Consider the following 19,838-nt stretch of genomic DNA (forward strand, 5'->3'; position numbering starts at 1 on the left):
TTCGACTGAACTGTATTGCTCGCGCAAGAGGTACGGATGGCAGACATCACGAAAACGCCGACTCGCATTGATATGACAATGGCGGCGATACGCCAGCGGATAGAAAGCGCGCCAGGCGCAAAACTCCCTTCCATCCGGCGCCTCGCCGAGTTACAGGGCGTTTTCAAATCGACGATTGTCGAAGCCTATGACCGGCTGGTGGCTGAAGGAGAGGTCAACGTCAAACCCGGGTCCGGCTTTTTCGCAGCCGCGCGTGTGCGCCCTTTCATGCTGGCGGAATCCGGACCGCAACCGAGGCGCGCCATCGATCACATGTGGATCACGCGTCAGTCGATGGCCGTCAACGACCCGTCGCTGAAACCCGGCTGCGGCTGGCTGCCTGATGATTGGCTGCCCGGCGATGTATTGCGACGTATCATGCGGCGCGTCACGCGCGAGGACACGATGAATTTCACCGCGTATGGCACGCCGCAGGGCTTTCTGCCATTACGCGATCAGCTGGCCCGGCGCCTGAACGAGCGCAATATTGCCGCCGATCCCGGCGCGCTTCTTCTCACCGATTCAGCTACACGTGCACTCGATATCGTTTGCCGCTTCCTGCTTCAGCCGGGGGACACGGTGCTGATCGACGACCCCTGCTATTTCAATTTTCAGTCTACGTTGCAGGCACAGCGCGTCAATGTGGTTGGCATACCATACACACCGCAAGGCCCCGATCTCGACCGCTTTGCACATGCCTGCGTCGAGCATCGTCCGAAGCTCTACCTGACGATGCCGGTTCTGCATAATCCGACCGGCACGAATATGAGCATCGGTACCGCGCATCGCCTGCTCAAGCTTGCCGAGACGCACAATGTCGTTCTTGTCGAAGATTCCGTCTACGCCGATCTCGAAGCCCAACCGTCGACAGGACTGGCGGCGCTCGACGGCCTCGAGCGGGTCATCCTCATTGGCAGCTTTTCCAAAACACTGACCGGGGCGCTGCGTTGCGGTTATATCGCCGCCCGGGGCGACTGGATAGAAGGACTGACGGATCTCGCACTCGCGACAAGCTTTGGCACGAGCGATCTCGCCGCGCAGATCACGTACCGACTTCTGGTGGACGGCAGCTACCGCCACCACCTCGAGAGCCTGCGAACCCGGCTGGCACGGAACACGGCCATCACACTCGAGCATCTCGACAGACTGGATTTCACGCTCTGGCAGCATCCGCAAGGCGGCATGTTCGTGTGGGCGCAATTGCCGGCGGGGCTCGACTCCGGTGAAGTGGCCCAGCGGGCGATCGAACACAACCTGGTGCTCGCGCCCGGCGATGCGTTCAGTCTGTCGCGCACGGCGAGTCGTTATTTGCGTTTCAACGTCACTCAATGCGGCAACAGACGTGTGTTCGACGTTCTCGCCAGGGTGATGCAGGACTGACTCGTCGACTGTCATGCGACCGTCGTGCATGCCGAAGGCTGCACACGGTTGACGAACATCGCAACATCCCGGGTGCCATAGGACACAACCTTCGGCAAGACACACCGGAAGCTTTCGCGAAGACGATCATCGACGTTGACAAGGCCTGAGGCGCCGGCATTTGAAGGATCAGGAAAAGCTGGCTCCTGCATCCGGTCGTGCGGCAGGAATCCTTATGGCTTTTCGACGATGGCCTGCACCAATGCTGCCTTTCCTTCGCGCAGGTTACGCGCGAGGTTCTTCGTCATCTCGCCGAACCTCAGCCCCATTGCGACATGAAGGCCTAACGCAGGCATTGCCGGCGAGTTGGCACGCGCTTTTTCGCGTTCCGCGAACCAGCTTATGCCAGCCTCGGTGCGATCCGACCAGGCGACCACCTGAAACGTCTGTTCGAGCAACAGGCTGCGCATCCGGTCGGCTGTCACGAGGAAACTTGTCTCGGCGCTCGGCGCCCACGGTACCGGATAGTGCAAAGGCTCGTCGGATGTGGCTACCACGTCGAATATCGCAAAGCGGCCGCCCGGACGCAGCACCCGGCATGCTTCCCTGTACAGCCCCGCGCGGTCGGCGATGTTCATTGCGACATGCTGCGTCCACGCCACGTCGAATGCTTCCGAATCGAAAGGAAGAGCAAGCGCATTCGCACAGGAGTAGCTGACCCGATCGGACAGCCCGGTTCGCTGCGCGAGGAACGTTGCCGCGTCCACAAACGACGAATTGAGGTCGACGCCATGCACGGTGCAACCGTACCTGATAGCCAGATACCGGGACGGCCCGCCTAAACCCGAACCGATATCGAGAACGCGAGTGTGGCTATCGAAGGCGAGCGACTGTGCGAGTTCCGCCGTGGCTGCCAGACCACGGGAGTGGAACTGGTCCAACGCCGCAAGGTCTTCCGGATGAAGCGCCTTTTTGTCGAGCCCGTCCGCTTTCAGTCCGGCCTGCAAGCGCTCGATCAAGCTTGTGTTTCCGTAGTGCTGCTCATTCTTTCCCGTATCGATCACACTGCTCTCCTTACCGTTTCAGCGCGAGCTCTCACGTTCAGTCAATGAAGTCGCGGACCGCATTCCAGTATTCGAAGACGCGATCCTGCGACAGACATTACTTTCTCTGCTCCTGCTTACTTTGCTTCGATGAGGAGGCTCAGCGGCGCAAGCGGGCCCACTGCCATGAGCGCGAACTGCGCGAAGCCGCCCTCGGCCAGCGGCAGCGCATTCACTGCCGCTCTGGCGTCTTCGACCGATTCGACGTCCATCAGGAAGACCACGCCCGGCGCATCCTGACGATACCAGTATTGCTCGATCTTGCCTTCGAGGTATAGCTTGAGCGTGGCAGGCACTTCGCGCGGCATGATTGCCTGGTGCTGCTCTGGCGTGACGGGCTTGACGATGGATCCAACGGCTAACACTTTCACAGAAATCTCCTTGACCTAGATCGATTCGATGGACAACGGAGACGAGTGTATTCACTCCATCCGACAACGCATACGGTCACAAACGACAACTTTATGGGCATTTGCGCCAAGGGCGTTTCGACATTCCGATGGCCTGCATTGGCGGACCGTTGACGTGGAGAGAAGAATAAGTCGGCGCGCGAAAGCGTTGCTTCACTAAACGCGGTGCTTATCCAGAAATTTCATCAGCGCGCCGAAGTACGCTTGCTGATCATCCCACATCGCAAGATGACTGCCCGTTTCGCTCATGAAGAATTCGGCGTGCGGTATCGCGAACGCCTCGCGTTGCTCACTCGCAGGATCCATCTCGTCGTAGCGTGCGCCCATCACGAGCGTTGGTGTCGATATGCGCGGCAAGCTGGCCCAGCGATCCCACTCCTTCAGATTACCCGTCACCACGAACTCATTTGGACCCTGCATGGTGGAATATATTTGCTCGTTGACTCCTGCAAAGCAGTGCTGCACAGATACCGGCCAAGGGTTCGATCGGCAGATGTAGACGTGGTAAAGATACTGCATGACGAGATGCTGATACTCGTTGGCATCCGTCTTTCCCTTCCGCTCAAGGGCAGACATTCTTGCCTGAACCTTGTCGGGCATTCTGGTGCGCAACACATGCACATACCTCGCGAAATCCGCATAACTTGCGGACATATCGGAGAGCACGAAAGCGCGGACGTTTTCCGGATACCGGAGCACGTATTCAATGCCGAGCATGGCGCCCCAACTATGGGTGACGAGTATCACCTGGTCGAGCCCTAGCGAACTGCGAACTTCCTCGACCTCGCTCACATAGCGTTGAAGCGTCCACAAACCTTTGTCGCGAGGCTTGTCGGATTGACCGCATCCAAGCTGATCATAGAAGTACATTTCGTAGCCGGCGGCGGGTAAGAAGTCGGCGAAGCACTGCATGTACTCGTGAGACAGACCCGGGCCGCCATTCAAAATCAGAACCCTGGTGGAGCCGCGCCCGAGGCGTCGCGTCCAGACTTTGTAGCCGTTGGACAACCTGACCCAGCGAACACCATCGAGGTTCTCGTCCGATGGTTGCACTGCCGCTCGTGCAAAGCTCGCCGGGTAAAACGCCGACACCAGCGTCATGGTCATGGCTTCGAGCATATCGCGTCGACTCACTCGCATCTTCGATGCTCTCCAATCTGAGCGATTTTTTCACCTGCTTCGTTCGATCAAAACACCTATGTTTCGGCAAAATTCCGGCGGAGTGAGTTTGAACAGCGACAGTCGATACGGCGCATCATGGTCCTGAAATATTTTTTATCGGTTACAGGAAATGATCGTAAGGCGACCTGGCCACTGCGTATTGCGATGCTTTTTATGTATACCTGATATTTAAACTAACACAGGTTACACATAGGAAGTCGAATTTTATTACTCTAACAACGCGATCGAAACTGATTCGGGTTTCAGCGCGTGCATTCGGACCGGCTGTCGTCGAATGAAACTGTTGTCCTTATGCTTTGCTCAATGCCACCTGTCGCGCCATAACGCGTTGAATCGGGCTGCGCCCCGTCGAACTGGCGCGACGGATGGAAACACAAGGAGAGTGTGATGAAATCGACCGATGCCTCGCGGCGCGCACCATCCGTTTCACACGACAGCACGGAACACGCGTTGCGTGTGAAACTGGCCGGCACCTACCGGATCTTCGCCATGTTGGGCTGGACCGAGCTGATCTACAACCATATCAGCGTACGCGTGCCCGGGCCCGATATACATTTTCTGATCAACCCGTTCGGACTTCACTACACCGAGGTCACCGCATCGAACCTGGTCAAGATCGATCTCGATGGCCGCGTAGTAGATGGTTCACCGTACCCGGTGAACCGGGCTGGGTTTGTCATTCATTCCGCGATTCATCGGAAAGTCCCTGACGCACACTGCGTGATGCACACGCATACGACTGCAGGCGTCGCGGTCGCGTGCTCACAGGCGGGACTCGAGAATGCGAATTTCTATTCGGCACAATTGCACGGCATGGTTGCGTACCACGATTTCGAAGGAATCACTGTGTATGCCGACGAAGGGCCACGGCTCGTAGCCGACCTCGGTGACAAAGCGCTGATGATTCTGCGCAATCATGGCTTGCTAGCCGTGGGCTCCACGATTGCCCAGGCGTTTGTGCGGCTATGGACGTTAAACCGCGCATGCGAAATACAACTTGCCGCAGCCACGCTTGGCGCGCCGCGCGGGGTCAGCGACGACATCGCGGCTCGCAGCACGCGCGATGCGCCGCAGTATGACCCGCGACACGGCGCAGGCGAGGATGTACTTGGCGCACTGTTGCGCCAGATCGACCGGCTCGACCCGTCATACCGGCACTAGAGCCGATCAGTTCCGGCCGGCCATCACGCCGCCGTCCACATCCCAGACCGCGCCCGTCACCCAGGCGGCCTTGTCCGATAACAGGAAAGCAACCACCTCGGCCACGTCCTGCGGCACGCCGACGCGTCCGATCGGATGGAAGCTGTTGAAACCCTGCAGCGCACTATCCACTTCAGCCTTCGGAATGAAGCCTTCGTAAATGGGCGTCTGGACAACGGCCGGCGATACCGCGTTGACGCGAATATGTTTCGGCGCCAGTTCCATCGCCAGATGCTGCGTCAACGAATGCAATCCGGCCTTGGCCATCGAATACGCCGAGGACGGGGTAGCCGCGATAGCCTGCTTCGCCCACATCGATCCAATATTGACGATCGCACCGGGCCGGCCACGCGAGACAAGATTGGCGGCAACGCGCTGCGTGATAAAGAAGAACGCCTTGTTCAGCTTCATGTACTGGTCGTAGTCCGCCTGCTGATGGTCCAGGAACGGCTTGGGAAAGAACACCCCCGCAGCGTTGACGAGCAGGTCGATATCCGAATGCTGCGCATCGATGGTTTTCAGAAGCGCGGCAAGTCCCTCGTCACTTGAAAGATCCGCAGTCAACGCAGTGACCTGCCCTAACGCCGCAAGTTCTTTTTGCGCTTCCTGCGCCTTTTGCACACGATTGCCGACGATAACCGCATGCCCGCCTTCGGACAGAATCGTCCGGGCCGTCTGCAGACCGATGCCGCTCGTGCCGCCGACGACCAGCAGTTTCTTGCCGCTGAATGGTTTGCTCATGGTTGACTCCCGCTATTGCGTTTCCATCAGCCAGCGTTGGCTTTTTCGATCGCCGGCATGAAAGGAAAGCTATGGATCAATGAAAGGATTTTCCGCTCGCTACCGCCGTCGGTATGCAGCGGTGTCGTGAACATTATTGGAAATTTTCCCGACATCCACAAACGAGATAAAGTGTCAGCTATGGAAAGATTTTCTTTATCGCCATGAAGATGCCTGCCCACCTGAACGCGCTACGCGCATTTGAAGCGAGCGCCCGCCACCAAAGCTTTTCCGCGGCAGCGGCTGAACTTCACGTCACCCCGGCCGCGGTAGGTCAACTGGTGCGCACGCTCGAGGAATGGTTGGGCACGCCAGTTCCACCGCGGATCGAGCGGACGCGCCCGCCTTGTCCCCACCGAAGCGGCGGAGCGGGCATTACCCGATATCCGCGCCGGTTTCGACAGGCTGATGCTCGGCATGGAAAGGCTTCGCGAAGGGTCGAGCAGCGGGGTGCTGACCGTAACGGTCAGCCCGGCCTTTGCCGCCAAGTGGCTGCTGCCCCGTATCGACCGGTTCCAAACGGCGTGGCCCGACACGGACCTTCGCCTGAACACGAGTCTCAAGCCAGTGGATTTCGTCACGCAGCGGGTCGACATCGGTGTGCGCTACGGCAACGGAAAGTGGCCCGGACTCGCGGCGGAAAAGCTGATGGAGGAAGACATCTACCCGGTGTGTTCACCCGAACTGCTGCGCGGGCATCGACGCCTGCGGCGGCCTGAAGACCTGATCCACGCGACGCTGATCCACGACCAGACAATGGACAGTCATACCGGCTTCCCTTCGTGGAACCTGTGGCTGCAAAAAGCGGGGCTCCCTGACGTTGCGACAACGCGAGGCCTGCAAATCAACAACTCGGCCGCCGTCCTGCAAGCGGCAATCGAAGGGACTGGCGTCGCGCTCGCACGCAGCGTGATGGCACATGACGATCTCGCAGCAGGACGGCTCGTCCGCTTGTTCCCGGACATAAACTTCGCTTCGGCCTTCGCCTATTACGTCGTGTACCGACCTGAATCTTTTGGTCTGCCAAGACTCACCGCTTTCCGTGACTGGCTGTTCAACGAAGCCGTCGCATATTCGCGAAAGCACGCCGAATAGAATCGCCGCATCGCGCGGCCTTCCACATCGCTAGCGCAACCGTTCCGCCTCGACGAAAAGCCTGCGACCGAAAAGCACACGCTTTACGTTGACACAAGACGACTGGTCATCTATTCTTGTCGGCAGGATGCAGGTGGGCAAGAGACCGATTCACTTTGTGGTCTCTCCGAACGTTGAAATGTATTCAGGCGTTCGTCTCGCGGAACACAAACCAGACCGACAGGGTGTAGCAAGATGAAGATTTACGACTTTAAAGGGTTTCCCAATCCAACTCGCGTGCGGATTGCGCTCGCTGAGAAGCGCTTGAGCCATCGCGTGGAATTCGTCAGCATCAACCTGCCGGAAGGCGAACATAAACGTCCGTCCTTTCTCGCGAAGAACCCGTTCGGCCTCGTGCCCGTGCTCGAACTGGAAGACGGGACGACCATTGCGGAATGCACGGCCATCACGGAATACCTGGACCATATCGATGGTGAACCGATCCTGACGGGAAAGACTGTGAGAGATCGCGCGCTGATCCACATGATGCAACGTCGCGTGGAAGCCAGTTTGTTCGAAGCGGTGGTCGCTTACTATCACCACGCGACTCCCGGGCTCGGTCCCGAGATCGAGCTCTATCAAAACCGTGAGTGGGGTGAGAAGAGCCTCGAACGTGCGAAGCACTGCATGGAATATCTCGACGGCGTGCTCGCTACGCAGCCTTATCTGGCAGGCAATCAATTCTCGGTAGCCGACATTACCGCCTTTGTCGGCATTACCTTTGCGGCGTCGCTCGACACCCGCGTGCCCTCGACCTGCTCCAGCCTTAGGGCCTGGCAGGATCGCATTGCCGGGCGACCGAGCATCAACGCAGTGGCTTGAGTTTGCACACGGGCGGACAACGCACGATGGAATCAAAAGTCCGGGCTCTCCGCGAGCTGGGGAGAAGCTTGCCATGATCGATCTCTATACCGCATCGACACCGAATGGCTGGAAGGCGTCGATCACCCTGGAAGAGCTTGCCCTTCCGTACCGGGTGCATGCGATCACTCTGTCGAAGAATGAGCAAAAGGAAAACTGGTTTCTCGAGATCAATCCGAATGGCCGCATTCCGGCCATTGTGGATCGGGATTCCAGGGCTGGCTTTCCGGTCTTCGAATCGGGCGCGATCATGATGTACCTCGCCGAAAAAACCGGCCTCCTGATGCCGTCGGATGTCGACGGGCGAAGTCGCGTCATTCAGTGGCTCATGTTTCAGATTGGCGGGTTGGGGCCGATGATGGGCCAGGCCAACCTGTTTCATCGCAATTGGCATGAGCGCTATCAACCCGCTATCGATCGTTACCAGAATGAGGGGCGCCGCCTTCTTACGGTTCTCGATCGCCGCTTGCGTGAAAGCGCCTGGCTCGCCGGGCCGGAATACACGATCGCGGACATTGCCAACTGGTGTTGGGCGCAGTGGCACAGCCGGTGTGGCGTCTCCATCGAAGGGCTGAGTGCGCTTCAACATTGGATGCAGGCAATCGAAGCGCGACCCGCCGTGCAAAAAGGCATGAAGGTACCCGGCGACACTCGATGTCAGGCGATACCACAAGCTTGCAGAACATCTCCTGAACCGCAACGCATAGTGAAAAAAGCGTAGGCACCCGTGCGTTTCCTGTTGTACAGCGCGACACCGGCGCACTTTGCCTGACCACTCCATCAAGCCAGATGTTCCCCGAAACATGAAAAGGTTACTCATGCCCAAATTCGACTTCGATCTTTTCGTCATTGGCGGCGGCTCCGGCGGAGTGCGCGCCGCACGACTGGCAGCGCAGCGCGGCGTAAGCACTGCGATTGCCGAGGAACATCGTTTTGGCGGTACGTGCGTGGTCAGAGGTTGCGTGCCTAAAAAACTGCTGGTGTATGCGAGCGAGTTCGGCCATATGGCGGACGACGCCCGATCGTACGGCTGGGACGCGGGAACCAAGCGCTTCGACTGGCGCACGCTGATTGAAAATAAGGACAAGGAGGTCGACAGGCTCAGCGCGATCTACAGCAGAAATGTCGCCATTGCAGGCGCGACCGTCTTCGAGAGCCGTGCCGAAGTACGCGGCCCCCATACGGTTTACCTCGTTAGCGAAGACCGAACCGTGACGGCTGAACGCATTTTGATCGCGACGGGCGGACGTCCCTTCATTCCCTCCATTCCCGGCAGCGAGTTCGCCATTACCTCCAATGAAGCGTTTCATCTCGACACGCTGCCGCGCAAAATCGTCATAGCGGGTGCGGGCTATATCGGCATCGAGTTCGCGTGCATTTTTCACGGCCTTGGCGTCGAGGTCCACATCGTCCACCGCGGCACACAGTTCCTGCCGGGGTTCGACCATGATCTGCGGGACGAGTTGATCCAGACCTTGCTCGCTCAGGGCATCAGGATCACCGGCGATAGCGAGGTCGGCGCGATCGAGAAAAACGACGCCGGCCTCGCACTTGTCACCACTAACGGAATGCGTATTGCGAGCGACACCGTCATGTTCGCGATGGGACGCGTGCCGAACACGGCCGGCCTTGGCATCGACAAGCTTGGTATTCAATGCGGCCCCAGCGGGGAAGTCGTAATCGACGATTCTTACCAGAGCTCGGTGCCGGGTATTTATGCGATCGGCGATGTCACCGGAAGAAAGAGCCTGACGCCGCTTGCCATTCGCGATGGAATTGCGTTTATCGAAGCAAACTATGCGAACAATCCGGGATCGTCGAACCTCGACGCGATACCCACAGCCGTATTTTCCCAACCGGAGATCGGTACGGTGGGATACAGCGAAGAGGCGGCGCGCGAACGATATGGGGAAGTGGACATCTACAAATCGAGATTTCGTCCGTTGAAGAACACGCTATCGGGCCGCGCCGAGCATGTGCTGTTCAAGATTGTCGTCGACCCTGTGACAGACCGCGTCATCGGCTGTCACGTTCTGGGACCCAACGCTGCCGAGATCGTGCAGGTTCTGGCCATTTCGCTCAGGCTGGGCGTGCGGAAATCCGATCTGGACGCCACCGTCGCGTTGCATCCGACGCTCGCGGAAGAGCTCGTGACGATGCGAGAAAAGTGGCGACCGCCGGTCTCGCAACTCATGGCGTGAGCGCAGAGCGCGCTGCGCATCGCCCTCCGCCGCCCGGAGAACCGGGACCGCGCCCCTGACGCGGCATTCAGCCATATGTAAAGTCCGGCGTGAAGCGCGTCGCGCCGTCTCTGCTTCGCGCTTCGCGACGCCGCTCATCTTCGCTGCGCCAAACACTTTCGTGTTGCTTTCCGCGTTGCTGCGCGCAGACATCTGCCGATGACTTGTACGAATTGTATTGTGCGTGCCGATTCTGGTTGCGTTACGTTTAATCGGCACTCGCGGCAACGCTAACGATACATAGCCATACGACATCACCTGCATAACGTCGTGTGCGTCAGTTCGTCAAACGCAGCGAGTGCAAGGTAAGCATTGCTCAACCGGCTGGATCACAAAGGCGATAAAGGTTGATTGGCAACGTATCTGAAAGCACTGTTGACTTTCAAAAGTCACGATGCCCGCCTTTTTTGGTGCACAGGAAATACTTGCAGATACCCGTGTCGCATCGCCGACTGGTCGCGACCGCGGGCACAGTGCATGCGGACACACTTCACGTAACCTCAACCTCAAGGAGGACTACGATGAAGTCGATCAAACTCGTTGCCGCAGTTGCCGTTCTCGTTGCCACCCCGCTCGTCGCGTTCGCGCAGACGACGTACACACAGTCGAACGATTCGCTGACCCGCGCGCAGGTCCGTCAGGATCTGATCGCGGTCGAGCAGGCGGGCTACAACCCGTCGGCAGGCGATCAAACGTCGTACCCACGCGAGGCGCAGGCCGCCGAAGCACGCGTGGGCGCGCAGCAGGTACGTGAAGCCGAGAGTGGTGGATACGGCGGCGTGATGCCCGGATCGTCCGCGTCGGGCGCGCCGGAGCAACCGATGCAACCGGCTCACACCGCAGAAGCGGCAGGCACCAAGCCCGTGTATTTCGGGCATTGAGCGGCACTTGCAGCGCCGCGTCGATGCGCGGCCGTTACGGTCGTGGCGCTGCCTGCGGGCAGCGCCATCGTTGCGTACGCAACGCTCGCAGCGCGACGACGCGAAATGAACGGCTACTTGCGCGCTTTGCCTTTACCCGCGGTTCGCCCGTCAGCAATACGCGCCTCGTCACGCTCCAGACTCCACAGTTCAAGCAGTGTGCGCGTCTGCTCGCGCACGATTGTTTTGAGCTGCTCGGCCTTCTCCGCGTCGATGCTTTTCCAGCCGAGCATCGTCAGCATCGAGCGATGCGCGACGTGAAAAATCACCAGTTGCCCATGCAGACTGAACGTACGGATCAGTGTCAGCGGATCGTCTGCGGCACGCCCGGAAATTCGCGCGACAAGCTGCGCGCTCGCATCGTTTAGCGGCTCGCGAATCCGGCAGGCAAGAATCTGCGTCGCGCTTTCAGGTTCATAACCGGCCTGCTCACGTGCGAAAAAGAGCCGCCGGCCAGGCTTGCTCGCTTTTGCAAAGGCGCCATCCGCAATCGCTGCCTGAATGCGCAGGAAAGCGTCGATCAGCGCCTCGGTATCGGCGTTCCCGCGCAGCAGTTCCTGCGCATGCTCGATGGCCGGACCGAACGTCTTCAAGGCTTCGTCGGCGAGCGCTTCGACGCACGCGCGATACACCCCTTCCTTGTTTTCGAAGTAGTACTGCAGCGCGGGCGCATTGACGCCGGCGCGCGCCGCGATATCGCGTGTCGACGCGCCTTCGAAACCGTGTTCGCCAAACAGCTCGACTGCCGCGTCGATGATCCGATGACGCGTCTCGTCGCCGCGCGCATAGCCGCCCTCCGGCGAACGGCGCAGCTTCTTTGCGGGGTTCATGCATTTCTCTCCGTGACTCGGAGGAAATATAACACTTGACACAATTTGAACAACTGGAATAATTATGCCAAGTGGAAAAAATTGGACCGATAACAATGTCAACGACCGCAGGCTCTGCTCCTCAGCCGGCTTCCATGCCGGCTTCGATACCGTTACCCGCCAAAGACACCCCCGCGCCGAGCGCGAAGCGCCTGAACCGGCGCACGGTGCTGATCGCACTCGGCATCGTCGCGTTGATCGTCGCGGCGGTCTGGCTCGCACGCTGGTGGACCGTGGGCCGTTTTATCGAAAGCACGGACGACGCCTATTTGCAGGCCGACAGCGTCACGGTCGCACCGAAAATCGCCGGGTACGTCACCCGGGTCTACGTCGCGGACAACCAGGTCGTGAAGCCGGGCGATCCGCTCGTGCAACTCGACGCGCGTCAGTACCAGGTCGCACTCGAACAGGCGCTGGCCACGATCGACGCACGCAAGGCCGACATCGAACGCGCGCAGGCCGATATCAAACAGCAGCAGTCCAATATCGCCCAGACCCAGGCGCAGCAGCAGGTGTCGCGCGTGAGCGCGCGGCACGCGAGCGATGAAGTGCGGCGCTACGCCCCGCTCATCGCAACCGGCGCCGAAACCAGCGAACGGCTCGCGGAATTGACCAGCAGCCGCGATCAGGCGAATGCGACGCTGGCCGCCAACGCGGCGGCGGTCGATGCAGCACGCGCGCAAATCGCATCGGCAAGCGCGCAGCTCGCGCAGGCGCGTGCGCAGCTCGAAGCGGCCGAGGCCAGCGCCCGGCAATCGCGGCTGGATCTCGACAACACCGTGGTGCACAGCGTTCTCGGCGGCAAGGTCGGCGATCGCACGGTGCGCGTGGGCCAGTACGTGCAACCCGGCACACGAATGTTGACCGTCGTGCCCGTGCAAAACACCTACCTGGTGGCCAATTTCAAGGAGACGCAGGTCGGCCAAATGCGCATCGGCCAGCCGGTGGACATGCAGGTCGACGCGCTGCCCGGCCATACGCTGCACGGCGTGATCGACAGCTTCTCGCCCGGTACCGGCTCGCAGTTCGCGCTGCTGCCGCCGGAGAACGCGACCGGCAACTTCACGAAGATCGTACAGCGGGTACCCGTGCGGATTCGCATCGATACCGGCCCGGAGACGCGCAGCGTGCTGCTGCCGGGCCTGTCGGTGACGGTGGATGTCGACACACGTTCCGCGCGCGACCGCGACGCGCGCGTCGATGCCGAGAACCATCGTGGCTGATTCGACTGCCACGCCGGCCGCACCGCACGCTGAGAAGCGCGCCAGCACGAGCGACTGGATCGCCGTCGCCGCGGGCGCGCTCGGCGCGCTGATGGCAACGCTCGACATCTCGATCACGAACTCCGCGCTGCCGCAGATCCAGGGCGAAATCGGCGCGACCGGCACCGAGGGCACGTGGATATCGACCGGCTACCTGATGTCGGAAATCGTGATGATTCCGCTGGCCGCCTGGCTCACACGCGTCTTCGGCCTGCGCAATTTCCTGTTCACGAATTCCGCGCTTTTCATTGCGTTCTCGATGATGTGCGGCTGGTCGCACACGCTGCCGATGATGATCGCCGGCCGTATCGGCCAGGGCTTCACCGGCGGCGCGCTGATTCCCACCGCGCAGACCATCATCCGCACGCGTCTGCCGATATCGCAGATGCCGGTCGGCATGACCGTGTTCGGTCTGATCGTGCTGCTCGGCCCGCTGCTCGGACCGGTCGTCGGCGGCTGGCTCGCGGAGAACATCAGCTGGAGCTGGTGCTTCTTTATGAATCTGCCGATCTGCCTCGCGCTAATGACGCTGCTAGTGGTCGGCCTGCCGTCGGACCGGCCGCACTGGGACGCGTTTTTCAAAGCGGACTGGCTCGGCATTGCCGGCCTTGCGATCGGCCTGAGTTCGTTGACAGTGGTGCTCGAGGAAGGTCAGCGCGAACGCTGGTTCGAATCGTCGGTCATCGTCATGCTCGCGTGCGTGTCGCTGTTCGGCATGTTGCTGATCGCCGCCTCGCAGGTGACCGCGAAAAAGCCGATCTTGCGCTTGAGTCTGATGCGCAATCCGAACTACGCAAGCGTGATCGTGATCGTCTCCGCAGTCGGCGCGGCGCTTTACTGCGTGTCGTATCTGCTGCCGCAGTTTCTCGGCGTGGTCGCGGGCTACAACGCTGAGCAGTCGGGCGCGATCATGCTGCTGTCGGGCCTGCCCGCTTTTATGATCATGCCGGTTTTGCCGCGACTGCTGACCCGGTTCGATTTCCGCCTGCTGGTCATCACCGGGCTGCTGTTATATGTGATCAGTTGCATGCTCGATATCGGCCTGACCGCGCAAAGCGCCGGCCCCGACTTCGTCTGGTCGCAACTGATACGCGGTATCGCACAGATGCTCGCGATGATGCCGCTCAATCAGGCGTCCATGGCGGCCGTCGCGCGCGAAGATTCCGGCGACGCCGCGGGTCTCTATAACATGGCCCGTAACCTCGGCGGATCGATCGGCCTTGCGATCATCGGCACCGTGATCGATCGGCGCACGACATTTCATACCGCGATGATCCGCGAATCGGTCAGCGCGAACTCGCTGACCGGTCAGGAGACGCTTGCGGCAAACGCCGCGAACTGGTTTGCCCATACGGGAGACATGGCGTACTCGCACATGCGCGCGCTGGGCCAGCTCGCGGCACAAATCGAGCTGCAGGCCACCGTGATGACCTATTCGGAAACTTTTTATCTGCTCGGCATTGCGCTGCTTGCGTGCGTTCCGCTTGCGCTGCTGCTGAAAACGCCGCGCCGGAACGCGCCGCCGCCTCCGTCAGCCGGACACTAATGTCTTTTGATCTCACCATGACGTTCAACCGTTCCACGCGTTTCGCATTGGCTGCCGCCGCATGTCTGTCCGTCCTGTCGGGCTGCACGGTCGGCCCGGATTATCACGGCGCGCCCGTCGTTGCGCGGGATGCGATCAGCGGCGCAACGTTCGTCCGCGCACCTGCCGCGGGCATGACCACGGCGCCCGCGCCAAACGAATGGTGGCGAGCACTCAACGATCCACAGTTAAACGAACTGATTGCCGCAGCCCTTGCCCACAGCCCCGATGTGCATATCGCGCAGGCGCGGCTGCGGGAATCGCGCGCGCAACTGGATCAGCAGGATGCGAACGCATTGCCGAAGGTGTCGGGATACGCAGCCGCGCTCCGCACGCGCGAACCCGATCTGAGCGCGTTCAATTCGGGAAACTCGTCCGGCGGCTCATCGTCGACGGGACGCGGACCGCTGCAGTTCTATACCGCGGGCTTTGACGCGTCCTGGGAAATCGACCTGTTCGGCGGCACACGGCGCGCAATCGAAGCGGCATCGGCGAACGCGCAAGCCGTCGATGCCGACCTTGCGGACACGCAGGTATCGCTCGCGGCCGAAGTCGCGCGCACCTACGTCGAACTGCGCGACGAGCAGACGCGCCTCGAACTCGCGCAGCGCCAGGCTCAAACCGAACAGCGCATATTGACGCTTACGCAGCAGCGCAGGCAGCGCGGCACGGCAGCGGACATCGATGTCGAACGACTGACCACGCAAGTCGAAAACACGCGCGCGACGCTCATTCCGCTCGATGCGCAAGTAACCGACTCGCTCGACCGTCTCGCGGTGCTGACCGGCCGTGCGCCGGGCGCGCTCGATGCACAGCTCGCTGACACGCACCCGCTGCCGGCATTGCCTGAGACGCTCACCATCGGCGACCCGGCGGCAATGTTGCAGCAGCGCCCCGACATACGCGCGGCGGAACGGCGGCTCGCGTCGAGCAATGCGCAAATCGGCGAACACATCGCAGATTTCTTCCCGAAAGTGACGCTGTTTGGCGACATCGGTTTTAGTGCGAGCGACCCGGGCCACCTCGTACGCAAGAGCAATTTCAGCTGGGTCGGCGCGCCGTATCTGCAATGGAACGCCTTCGATTTCGGCCGTACGCTGGGCAGCGTGCATGCCGCGCAGGCGTCGCGTGACGAAGCCGACGCCCAATATACGAAGACCGTGCTCGAAGCGCTGCAGGACGCGAACTCATCGCTGTCACGCTATGGACACCAGCGAGAGCACGTGGTCACCTTGCAAAAGGTGGAAGCCTCCGCCACGCACTCGGCGGTCCTGATGCGCCAGCGCTATTCCGCCGGCGTGGCCACACTGATCGATCTGCTTGATACGCAGCGCCAGGAGTTCACCGCACAGCAGAATGTCGTCGCAGGACAGGCCGAGTTGCTTAAGGACTTTATCTCGCTGCAGAAAAGCCTCGGTCTAGGCTGGCAGGTTTAGCACCGGGTTCGCCCGTTCTAAAAGCGCTGAACGTCAGCGACATCCTTGCGACGGCGTCCCGCGTCCCGGAACCGGATCTTGTTCAAGGCACTCGCTAACCAGGCGATCAGGCGTAGACCGGCCGGCGCCGGTTGTACGAGGTGCACAATCGCAATACCTGACGCGGTGACGCTCAGCCAGCCGCCTGTTTCGATCTTCAACATCGAGCCGGGCCCTAGCCGGTCATGCGGCTGGAACATCGATTCGGCGAGCCACACCGGCGGCAGCTTCACGTCGACTTGACCGTCGACCAGATACAGTACGCTGCCGCGCGCGACCCATTCATGCAGCGACTGCCCGGTTTGCAGATCGAAGCATCGCGAAGCGCATGGAAGCATCAATGAATCGCGTGGCATGGGCGGCTCCTGAAGGCCAAAGGACACACATCGAGACTACCGGCGCCCGCCGTCGGCTCACAGGCACACGCCACGCCCGGTCAAACCCGAACAGATGCGAAAATCTCCGTCTGTTGCGATGCAAATGCACGCTTTCTGTATCTGTTCTGCTGCGCATCAACCAAGGACCATTGGACATGTCCTCCGATCCGCTCTACCAGCAACTGGCCGACCACTATCGTCACGCAATCGGCGCTCGCACCCTGGCGCCCGGCGATCGCATGCCGTCGGTACGCACGCTGATGGCGACACACGGCGTCAGCCTTTCCACGGCATTGCAGGCGTGCCGGCAACTCGAGCGCGAAGGGTTGCTGCAGGCGCGGCCGCGCTCGGGCTATTTCGTGTGCGCGCCGGCTCGCCCATCGATCACATCAATCGACGAGCCGACAAACCTGGTGGCCGATCCGGCACAGTACATCGGCATCCACGAACGCATCTCGTACGTACTCGCGCGCAGCCAGCAGGAAAGCGTGAAGTTCAATCTGGGCGGCGCCAGCGCCGCGGCCGGACTCTACCCTATCGATGCCTTGCGCAATGCGGCCCGTCGTGCGCTGCAACGGGACCCCATGCTCTATGGCGAGGCGGTCAAACCTCGCGGCCACGATCCATTGCGCACCGCGTTGGCGCGACTGGCGCTGGCCATGCGCGTGCAACTGTCGCCCGATGAGATCCTCATCACGCACGGATGTACCGAGGCACTGCAGCTCGCGTTACGCGCGGTGGCGAATCCTGGTGACGTGGTCGCCGTCGAAAGCCCGACTTATTACGGGCTTTTGCAGATTCTGGAAAGCCTGGGCGTGCGCGCCCTGGAAATTCCTTGCAGCGCGCAGACGGGCATATCGCTGGAGGCGCTGGAACTGGCCGTGCGCAGTTATAAGGACATCAAGGCTGTGGTGGCCATGCCCAATCTGCAGAATCCGCTTGGCAGCATCATGCCCGACGAGCAGAAGGCAACACTCGTGCAGTGGTGCGAGAAGAACGGCATCGCGCTGATCGAGGACGACTGCTCCAGCGCGACGGCGGATAGCGATATGGCACTGCGCGCAGCGAAGAGTTGGGATCGCAGCGGGAATGTGATTTATTGTTCGTCGTTGCATAAGGTTCTAGCGCCCGGGATGCGCTTAGGCTGGATAGCCGGCGGAAAATGGCATGCGCGCATCGAGATGCTCAAGTTCGCGTTGTCGCGACCCAATGAGATGCTGACCCAAACCGCTGTGGCGGAGTTTATTGTTTCGGGTGGATATGAGCGGCATTTACGGCGTTTGCGTGCTGCGCTGAAAAGGCAGCGGGATTGGATGGCGCAGGCAGTCGCGACGTCGTTTCCGCCGGGGACGAAGCTTTCTGTGCCGCGCGGCGGAATGCATTTGTGGGTGGAACTGCCGGACGGAACTTCGTCCGAGCAGGTGTTCGAGCGCGCGCTTCAGGAAGGCGTGTACGTGGCGCCGGGCGTGATCTTTTCCAATTCCGGGCGCTTCGAGCCGTGTCTGCGGATTAACTGCGGGTCGCCAAGGTCAGCGGGATTGGAGGAGGCTGTAGCAATTGTGGCGGCGGTTGCGAGGAAGGTCGCCAGGGAAGCGATGCCGGCCAGCGGCGCGGCGCCGGTTGAATCCGCATTCCGCACGACCGTGGCTTAACGCATCATTCGAATTCGCGTCGGGTTTCGTTCACGACCTGCCGCTTCAACATGGGCACTGTGTTGACGATCCGCATCGCCAACCGGACGAGGCCAAGCGTGGCGCGTCCCGCGACCGGCCGATGCAGCAGGCTGCGATCGTTGAAGCGCTCGCGTGACTTTAAAACTGCCTCATAACCGTATTGCCGCATCTGATGTTCGTAAGCGGCCACCGCGTCTCTGAGCGTCCCGTCGCCCTGTGAGACGTTACCCAGCATGCGCGACAACAGCGCCGCGTCCCGCAGCGCGGTATTGGCGCCCGCTCCGCCGCCCGGCGTCATCAGATGAATGGCGTCGCCCAGCACCGTGACGGATCGGCTTTGCCACGGGGCGACCGGCACCGAAGTCCGTATGTTCGCGGTAAACAGACTGTCGGAATCGGTAGCGGCGTAAAGTGCCCTGAGGTCGGGATGCCAATCGCGCGTCGCATCGAGCACGAGTTCGATATGCCCGGTGTCCTGCTTCAACGGATTCGCGGGCCAGTTGGAAGCGGCGCCCCAAACCGCCCACGTGATGACGTCACGCCTGTCCACGTATCGCATTCCCGGCCACTGGGCATAGACGTCTCGCGGCTTGTCGAACGCAAGGACATGCACGACTGCGCCGAAGCCCTTTGGGGCGAGAAGCAACGTTATCCCGCTCAACATCTTCGGCGACAGCAGCTTTCGCGTATGGTCGTTTAGCGGCGTCGTTCCCGCGACCCCCAATATGCCGGTATTTTCGATCCGCGCGTATGGCAGTAACTGGGAACGCACCTTTGAATTAGCGCCGTCGGCCCCGACGATAAGATCGGCCTGCACAACGCTGCCGTCGGCAAAATGCGCGGTAACCGTGCGGTCGGCCAACTCGGTGTATCGGGCGAAGCTCTTGCCGAAGTGTATCCTGTCTTCCAGGCCGCACATCATGACCTGTCTCAACATGAGGCGGGTGGTCGAACGTCCTACTCCAACATCGCCAACATCCACGCCGAGCGTTTCCTGAAGCCGCTCAGTCATGTAGGTCAGGTATCGCGGCGTACGGGCGCACGCCGCGTTAAAAAAATCGAGTACATGTTCAGGCAAGCACTCTCTTAACGCCTTCATTCCGATGCCATCGATCCCGATGCGATATCCGGGCGGCGCATCGAAGCGCGAGCGATCGCGTTCAAACACATTGACGTCGATACCCTGACGATGAAGGGCGTGCGCAAGGCAAAGACCCCCCGTTCCCGCGCCGATGATCGCGACGCGCAAAGGCTTCCTGTTCATATGAGAGAGTTTCCAGCCATTTAGGATGACGTTTTTGCCCGCTGTATTGCGCCCGAACTTCTTCCAGGTGGAAGAAGAAACGAGACCATCGAATCCTTACGCAAA

17 protein-coding genes and 1 pseudogene are annotated in these 19,838 nt (G+C 60.6%); 11 read left to right on the forward strand and 7 right to left on the reverse strand.

Annotated elements, in window-relative coordinates; all coding sequences use genetic code 11:
• Nucleotides 1-36: 36 nt before the first annotated feature.
• Complete coding sequence (locus HV675_RS09375; RefSeq protein WP_175110609.1) at nt 37-1,419, forward strand: aminotransferase-like domain-containing protein; 1,383 nt, start codon at nt 37-39, stop codon at nt 1,417-1,419.
• 212 nt (nt 1,420-1,631) lie between these two features.
• Here HV675_RS09375 and HV675_RS09380 read toward each other — a convergent pair whose 3' ends face one another.
• The 3 genes from HV675_RS09380 to HV675_RS09390 form a co-directional block, all read right to left on the reverse strand.
• Nucleotides 1,632-2,462: a class I SAM-dependent methyltransferase gene (locus HV675_RS09380; RefSeq protein WP_175110610.1), complete on the reverse strand. Its 831-nt coding sequence runs from the start codon at nt 2,460-2,462 to the stop codon at nt 1,632-1,634.
• A gap of 116 nt (nt 2,463-2,578) precedes the next feature.
• Nucleotides 2,579-2,872 (reverse strand): hypothetical protein, encoded by a 294-nt coding sequence (locus tag HV675_RS09385; protein WP_175110611.1) that lies wholly within the window; start codon nt 2,870-2,872, stop codon nt 2,579-2,581.
• Nucleotides 2,873-3,067: 195 nt separating this feature from the next.
• Nucleotides 3,068-4,030: a proline iminopeptidase-family hydrolase gene (locus HV675_RS09390; RefSeq protein WP_217478077.1), complete on the reverse strand. Its 963-nt coding sequence runs from the start codon at nt 4,028-4,030 to the stop codon at nt 3,068-3,070.
• 450 nt (nt 4,031-4,480) lie between these two features.
• Here HV675_RS09390 and HV675_RS09395 point away from each other — a divergent pair, with 450 nt between their 5' ends.
• Nucleotides 4,481-5,254 carry a class II aldolase/adducin family protein gene (locus HV675_RS09395; RefSeq protein ID WP_175110612.1) on the forward strand — a complete coding sequence of 258 codons (774 nt, stop codon included), beginning with the start codon at nt 4,481-4,483 and terminating at the stop codon, nt 5,252-5,254.
• 6 nt (nt 5,255-5,260) lie between these two features.
• Here the strand turns inward: HV675_RS09395 and HV675_RS09400 are convergent, their stop codons facing one another.
• The gene (locus HV675_RS09400; protein ID WP_175110613.1) at nt 5,261-6,034 is read right to left on the reverse strand and encodes an SDR family NAD(P)-dependent oxidoreductase; all 774 of its coding nucleotides are present in this window, start codon (nt 6,032-6,034) and stop codon (nt 5,261-5,263) included.
• 203 nt (nt 6,035-6,237) lie between these two features.
• Between HV675_RS09400 and gcvA the strand changes: the two are divergent.
• The 5 genes and pseudogenes from gcvA (at nt 6,238) to HV675_RS09425 (ending at nt 11,189) form a co-directional block, all read left to right on the forward strand.
• Nucleotides 6,238-7,168, forward strand: a pseudogene (gene gcvA / locus HV675_RS09405) (transcriptional regulator GcvA).
• A gap of 234 nt (nt 7,169-7,402) precedes the next feature.
• Nucleotides 7,403-8,029 (forward strand): glutathione S-transferase family protein, encoded by a 627-nt coding sequence (locus HV675_RS09410; RefSeq protein WP_175110614.1) that lies wholly within the window; start codon nt 7,403-7,405, stop codon nt 8,027-8,029.
• 73 nt (nt 8,030-8,102) lie between these two features.
• Nucleotides 8,103-8,789, forward strand: a complete 687-nt coding sequence (locus HV675_RS09415) for a glutathione S-transferase family protein (RefSeq protein WP_175110615.1) — start codon at nt 8,103-8,105, stop codon at nt 8,787-8,789.
• Nucleotides 8,790-8,886: 97 nt separating this feature from the next.
• Nucleotides 8,887-10,269, forward strand: coding sequence for a glutathione-disulfide reductase (gene gorA / locus HV675_RS09420; protein WP_175110616.1), 1,383 nt, complete (start codon nt 8,887-8,889; stop codon nt 10,267-10,269).
• A 560-nt stretch (nt 10,270-10,829) separates the two neighbouring features.
• Nucleotides 10,830-11,189: a DUF4148 domain-containing protein gene (locus HV675_RS09425; RefSeq protein WP_175110617.1), complete on the forward strand. Its 360-nt coding sequence runs from the start codon at nt 10,830-10,832 to the stop codon at nt 11,187-11,189.
• Between the two features lie 113 nt (nt 11,190-11,302).
• On the opposite strand, the gene HV675_RS09430 is transcribed toward HV675_RS09425, so the two are convergent.
• Nucleotides 11,303-12,058, reverse strand: coding sequence for a CerR family C-terminal domain-containing protein (locus tag HV675_RS09430; protein ID WP_175110618.1), 756 nt, complete (start codon nt 12,056-12,058; stop codon nt 11,303-11,305).
• Between the two features lie 95 nt (nt 12,059-12,153).
• Between HV675_RS09430 and HV675_RS09435 the strand changes: the two genes are divergently transcribed.
• The 3 genes from HV675_RS09435 to HV675_RS09445 are packed head-to-tail and all read left to right on the forward strand — an operon-like array spanning nt 12,154 to nt 16,380.
• Nucleotides 12,154-13,320: an HlyD family secretion protein gene (locus HV675_RS09435; protein ID WP_175110619.1), complete on the forward strand. Its 1,167-nt coding sequence runs from the start codon at nt 12,154-12,156 to the stop codon at nt 13,318-13,320.
• A complete protein-coding gene (locus HV675_RS09440; protein WP_175110620.1) occupies nt 13,313-14,905 on the forward strand; it encodes an MDR family MFS transporter in 1,593 nt (530 codons plus the stop codon). Before HV675_RS09435 ends, HV675_RS09440 begins: the two co-directional genes overlap by 8 nt.
• Before the next feature lie 17 nt (nt 14,906-14,922).
• Complete coding sequence (locus HV675_RS09445; RefSeq protein WP_175110621.1) at nt 14,923-16,380, forward strand: efflux transporter outer membrane subunit; 1,458 nt, start codon at nt 14,923-14,925, stop codon at nt 16,378-16,380.
• 17 nt (nt 16,381-16,397) lie between these two features.
• Here the strand turns inward: HV675_RS09445 and HV675_RS09450 are convergent, their stop codons facing one another.
• Entirely contained in the window at nt 16,398-16,775 is a 378-nt protein-coding gene (locus HV675_RS09450; RefSeq protein WP_175110622.1) for a hypothetical protein, read from the reverse strand.
• Nucleotides 16,776-16,951: 176 nt separating this feature from the next.
• Here HV675_RS09450 and HV675_RS09455 point away from each other — a divergent pair, with 176 nt between their 5' ends.
• Nucleotides 16,952-18,448, forward strand: coding sequence for an aminotransferase-like domain-containing protein (locus HV675_RS09455; RefSeq protein ID WP_175110623.1), 1,497 nt, complete (start codon nt 16,952-16,954; stop codon nt 18,446-18,448).
• A 4-nt stretch (nt 18,449-18,452) separates the two neighbouring features.
• Here the strand turns inward: HV675_RS09455 and HV675_RS09460 are convergent, their stop codons facing one another.
• A complete protein-coding gene (locus HV675_RS09460) occupies nt 18,453-19,733 on the reverse strand; it encodes an FAD-dependent oxidoreductase (RefSeq protein ID WP_175110624.1) in 1,281 nt (426 codons plus the stop codon).
• Nucleotides 19,734-19,838 lie beyond the last annotated feature (105 nt).

This window comes from Paraburkholderia solisilvae, from assembly GCF_902859875.1.
Lineage (GTDB): Bacteria > Pseudomonadota > Gammaproteobacteria > Burkholderiales > Burkholderiaceae > Paraburkholderia > Paraburkholderia solisilvae.

Excerpts from the sequence above, each read along its gene's own strand:
- HV675_RS09450 (WP_175110622.1), bottom strand. The coding sequence starts at position 16,775 with ATGCCACGCGATTCATTGATGCTTCCATGCGCTTCGCGATGCTTCGAT.
- HV675_RS09425 (WP_175110617.1), top strand. The coding sequence starts at position 10,830 with ATGAAGTCGATCAAACTCGTTGCCGCAGTTGCCGTTCTCGTTGCCACC.
- HV675_RS09400 (WP_175110613.1), bottom strand. The coding sequence starts at position 6,034 with ATGAGCAAACCATTCAGCGGCAAGAAACTGCTGGTCGTCGGCGGCACG.
- HV675_RS09375 (WP_175110609.1), top strand. The coding sequence starts at position 37 with ATGGCAGACATCACGAAAACGCCGACTCGCATTGATATGACAATGGCG.
- HV675_RS09430 (WP_175110618.1), bottom strand. The coding sequence starts at position 12,058 with ATGAACCCCGCAAAGAAGCTGCGCCGTTCGCCGGAGGGCGGCTATGCG.
- HV675_RS09460 (WP_175110624.1), bottom strand. The coding sequence starts at position 19,733 with ATGAACAGGAAGCCTTTGCGCGTCGCGATCATCGGCGCGGGAACGGGG.
- HV675_RS09435 (WP_175110619.1), top strand. The coding sequence starts at position 12,154 with ATGTCAACGACCGCAGGCTCTGCTCCTCAGCCGGCTTCCATGCCGGCT.
- HV675_RS09445 (WP_175110621.1), top strand. The coding sequence starts at position 14,923 with ATGACGTTCAACCGTTCCACGCGTTTCGCATTGGCTGCCGCCGCATGT.
- gorA (WP_175110616.1), top strand. The coding sequence starts at position 8,887 with ATGCCCAAATTCGACTTCGATCTTTTCGTCATTGGCGGCGGCTCCGGC.
- HV675_RS09455 (WP_175110623.1), top strand. The coding sequence starts at position 16,952 with ATGTCCTCCGATCCGCTCTACCAGCAACTGGCCGACCACTATCGTCAC.
- HV675_RS09395 (WP_175110612.1), top strand. The coding sequence starts at position 4,481 with ATGAAATCGACCGATGCCTCGCGGCGCGCACCATCCGTTTCACACGAC.
- HV675_RS09410 (WP_175110614.1), top strand. The coding sequence starts at position 7,403 with ATGAAGATTTACGACTTTAAAGGGTTTCCCAATCCAACTCGCGTGCGG.
- HV675_RS09415 (WP_175110615.1), top strand. The coding sequence starts at position 8,103 with ATGATCGATCTCTATACCGCATCGACACCGAATGGCTGGAAGGCGTCG.
- HV675_RS09390 (WP_217478077.1), bottom strand. The coding sequence starts at position 4,030 with ATGCTCGAAGCCATGACCATGACGCTGGTGTCGGCGTTTTACCCGGCG.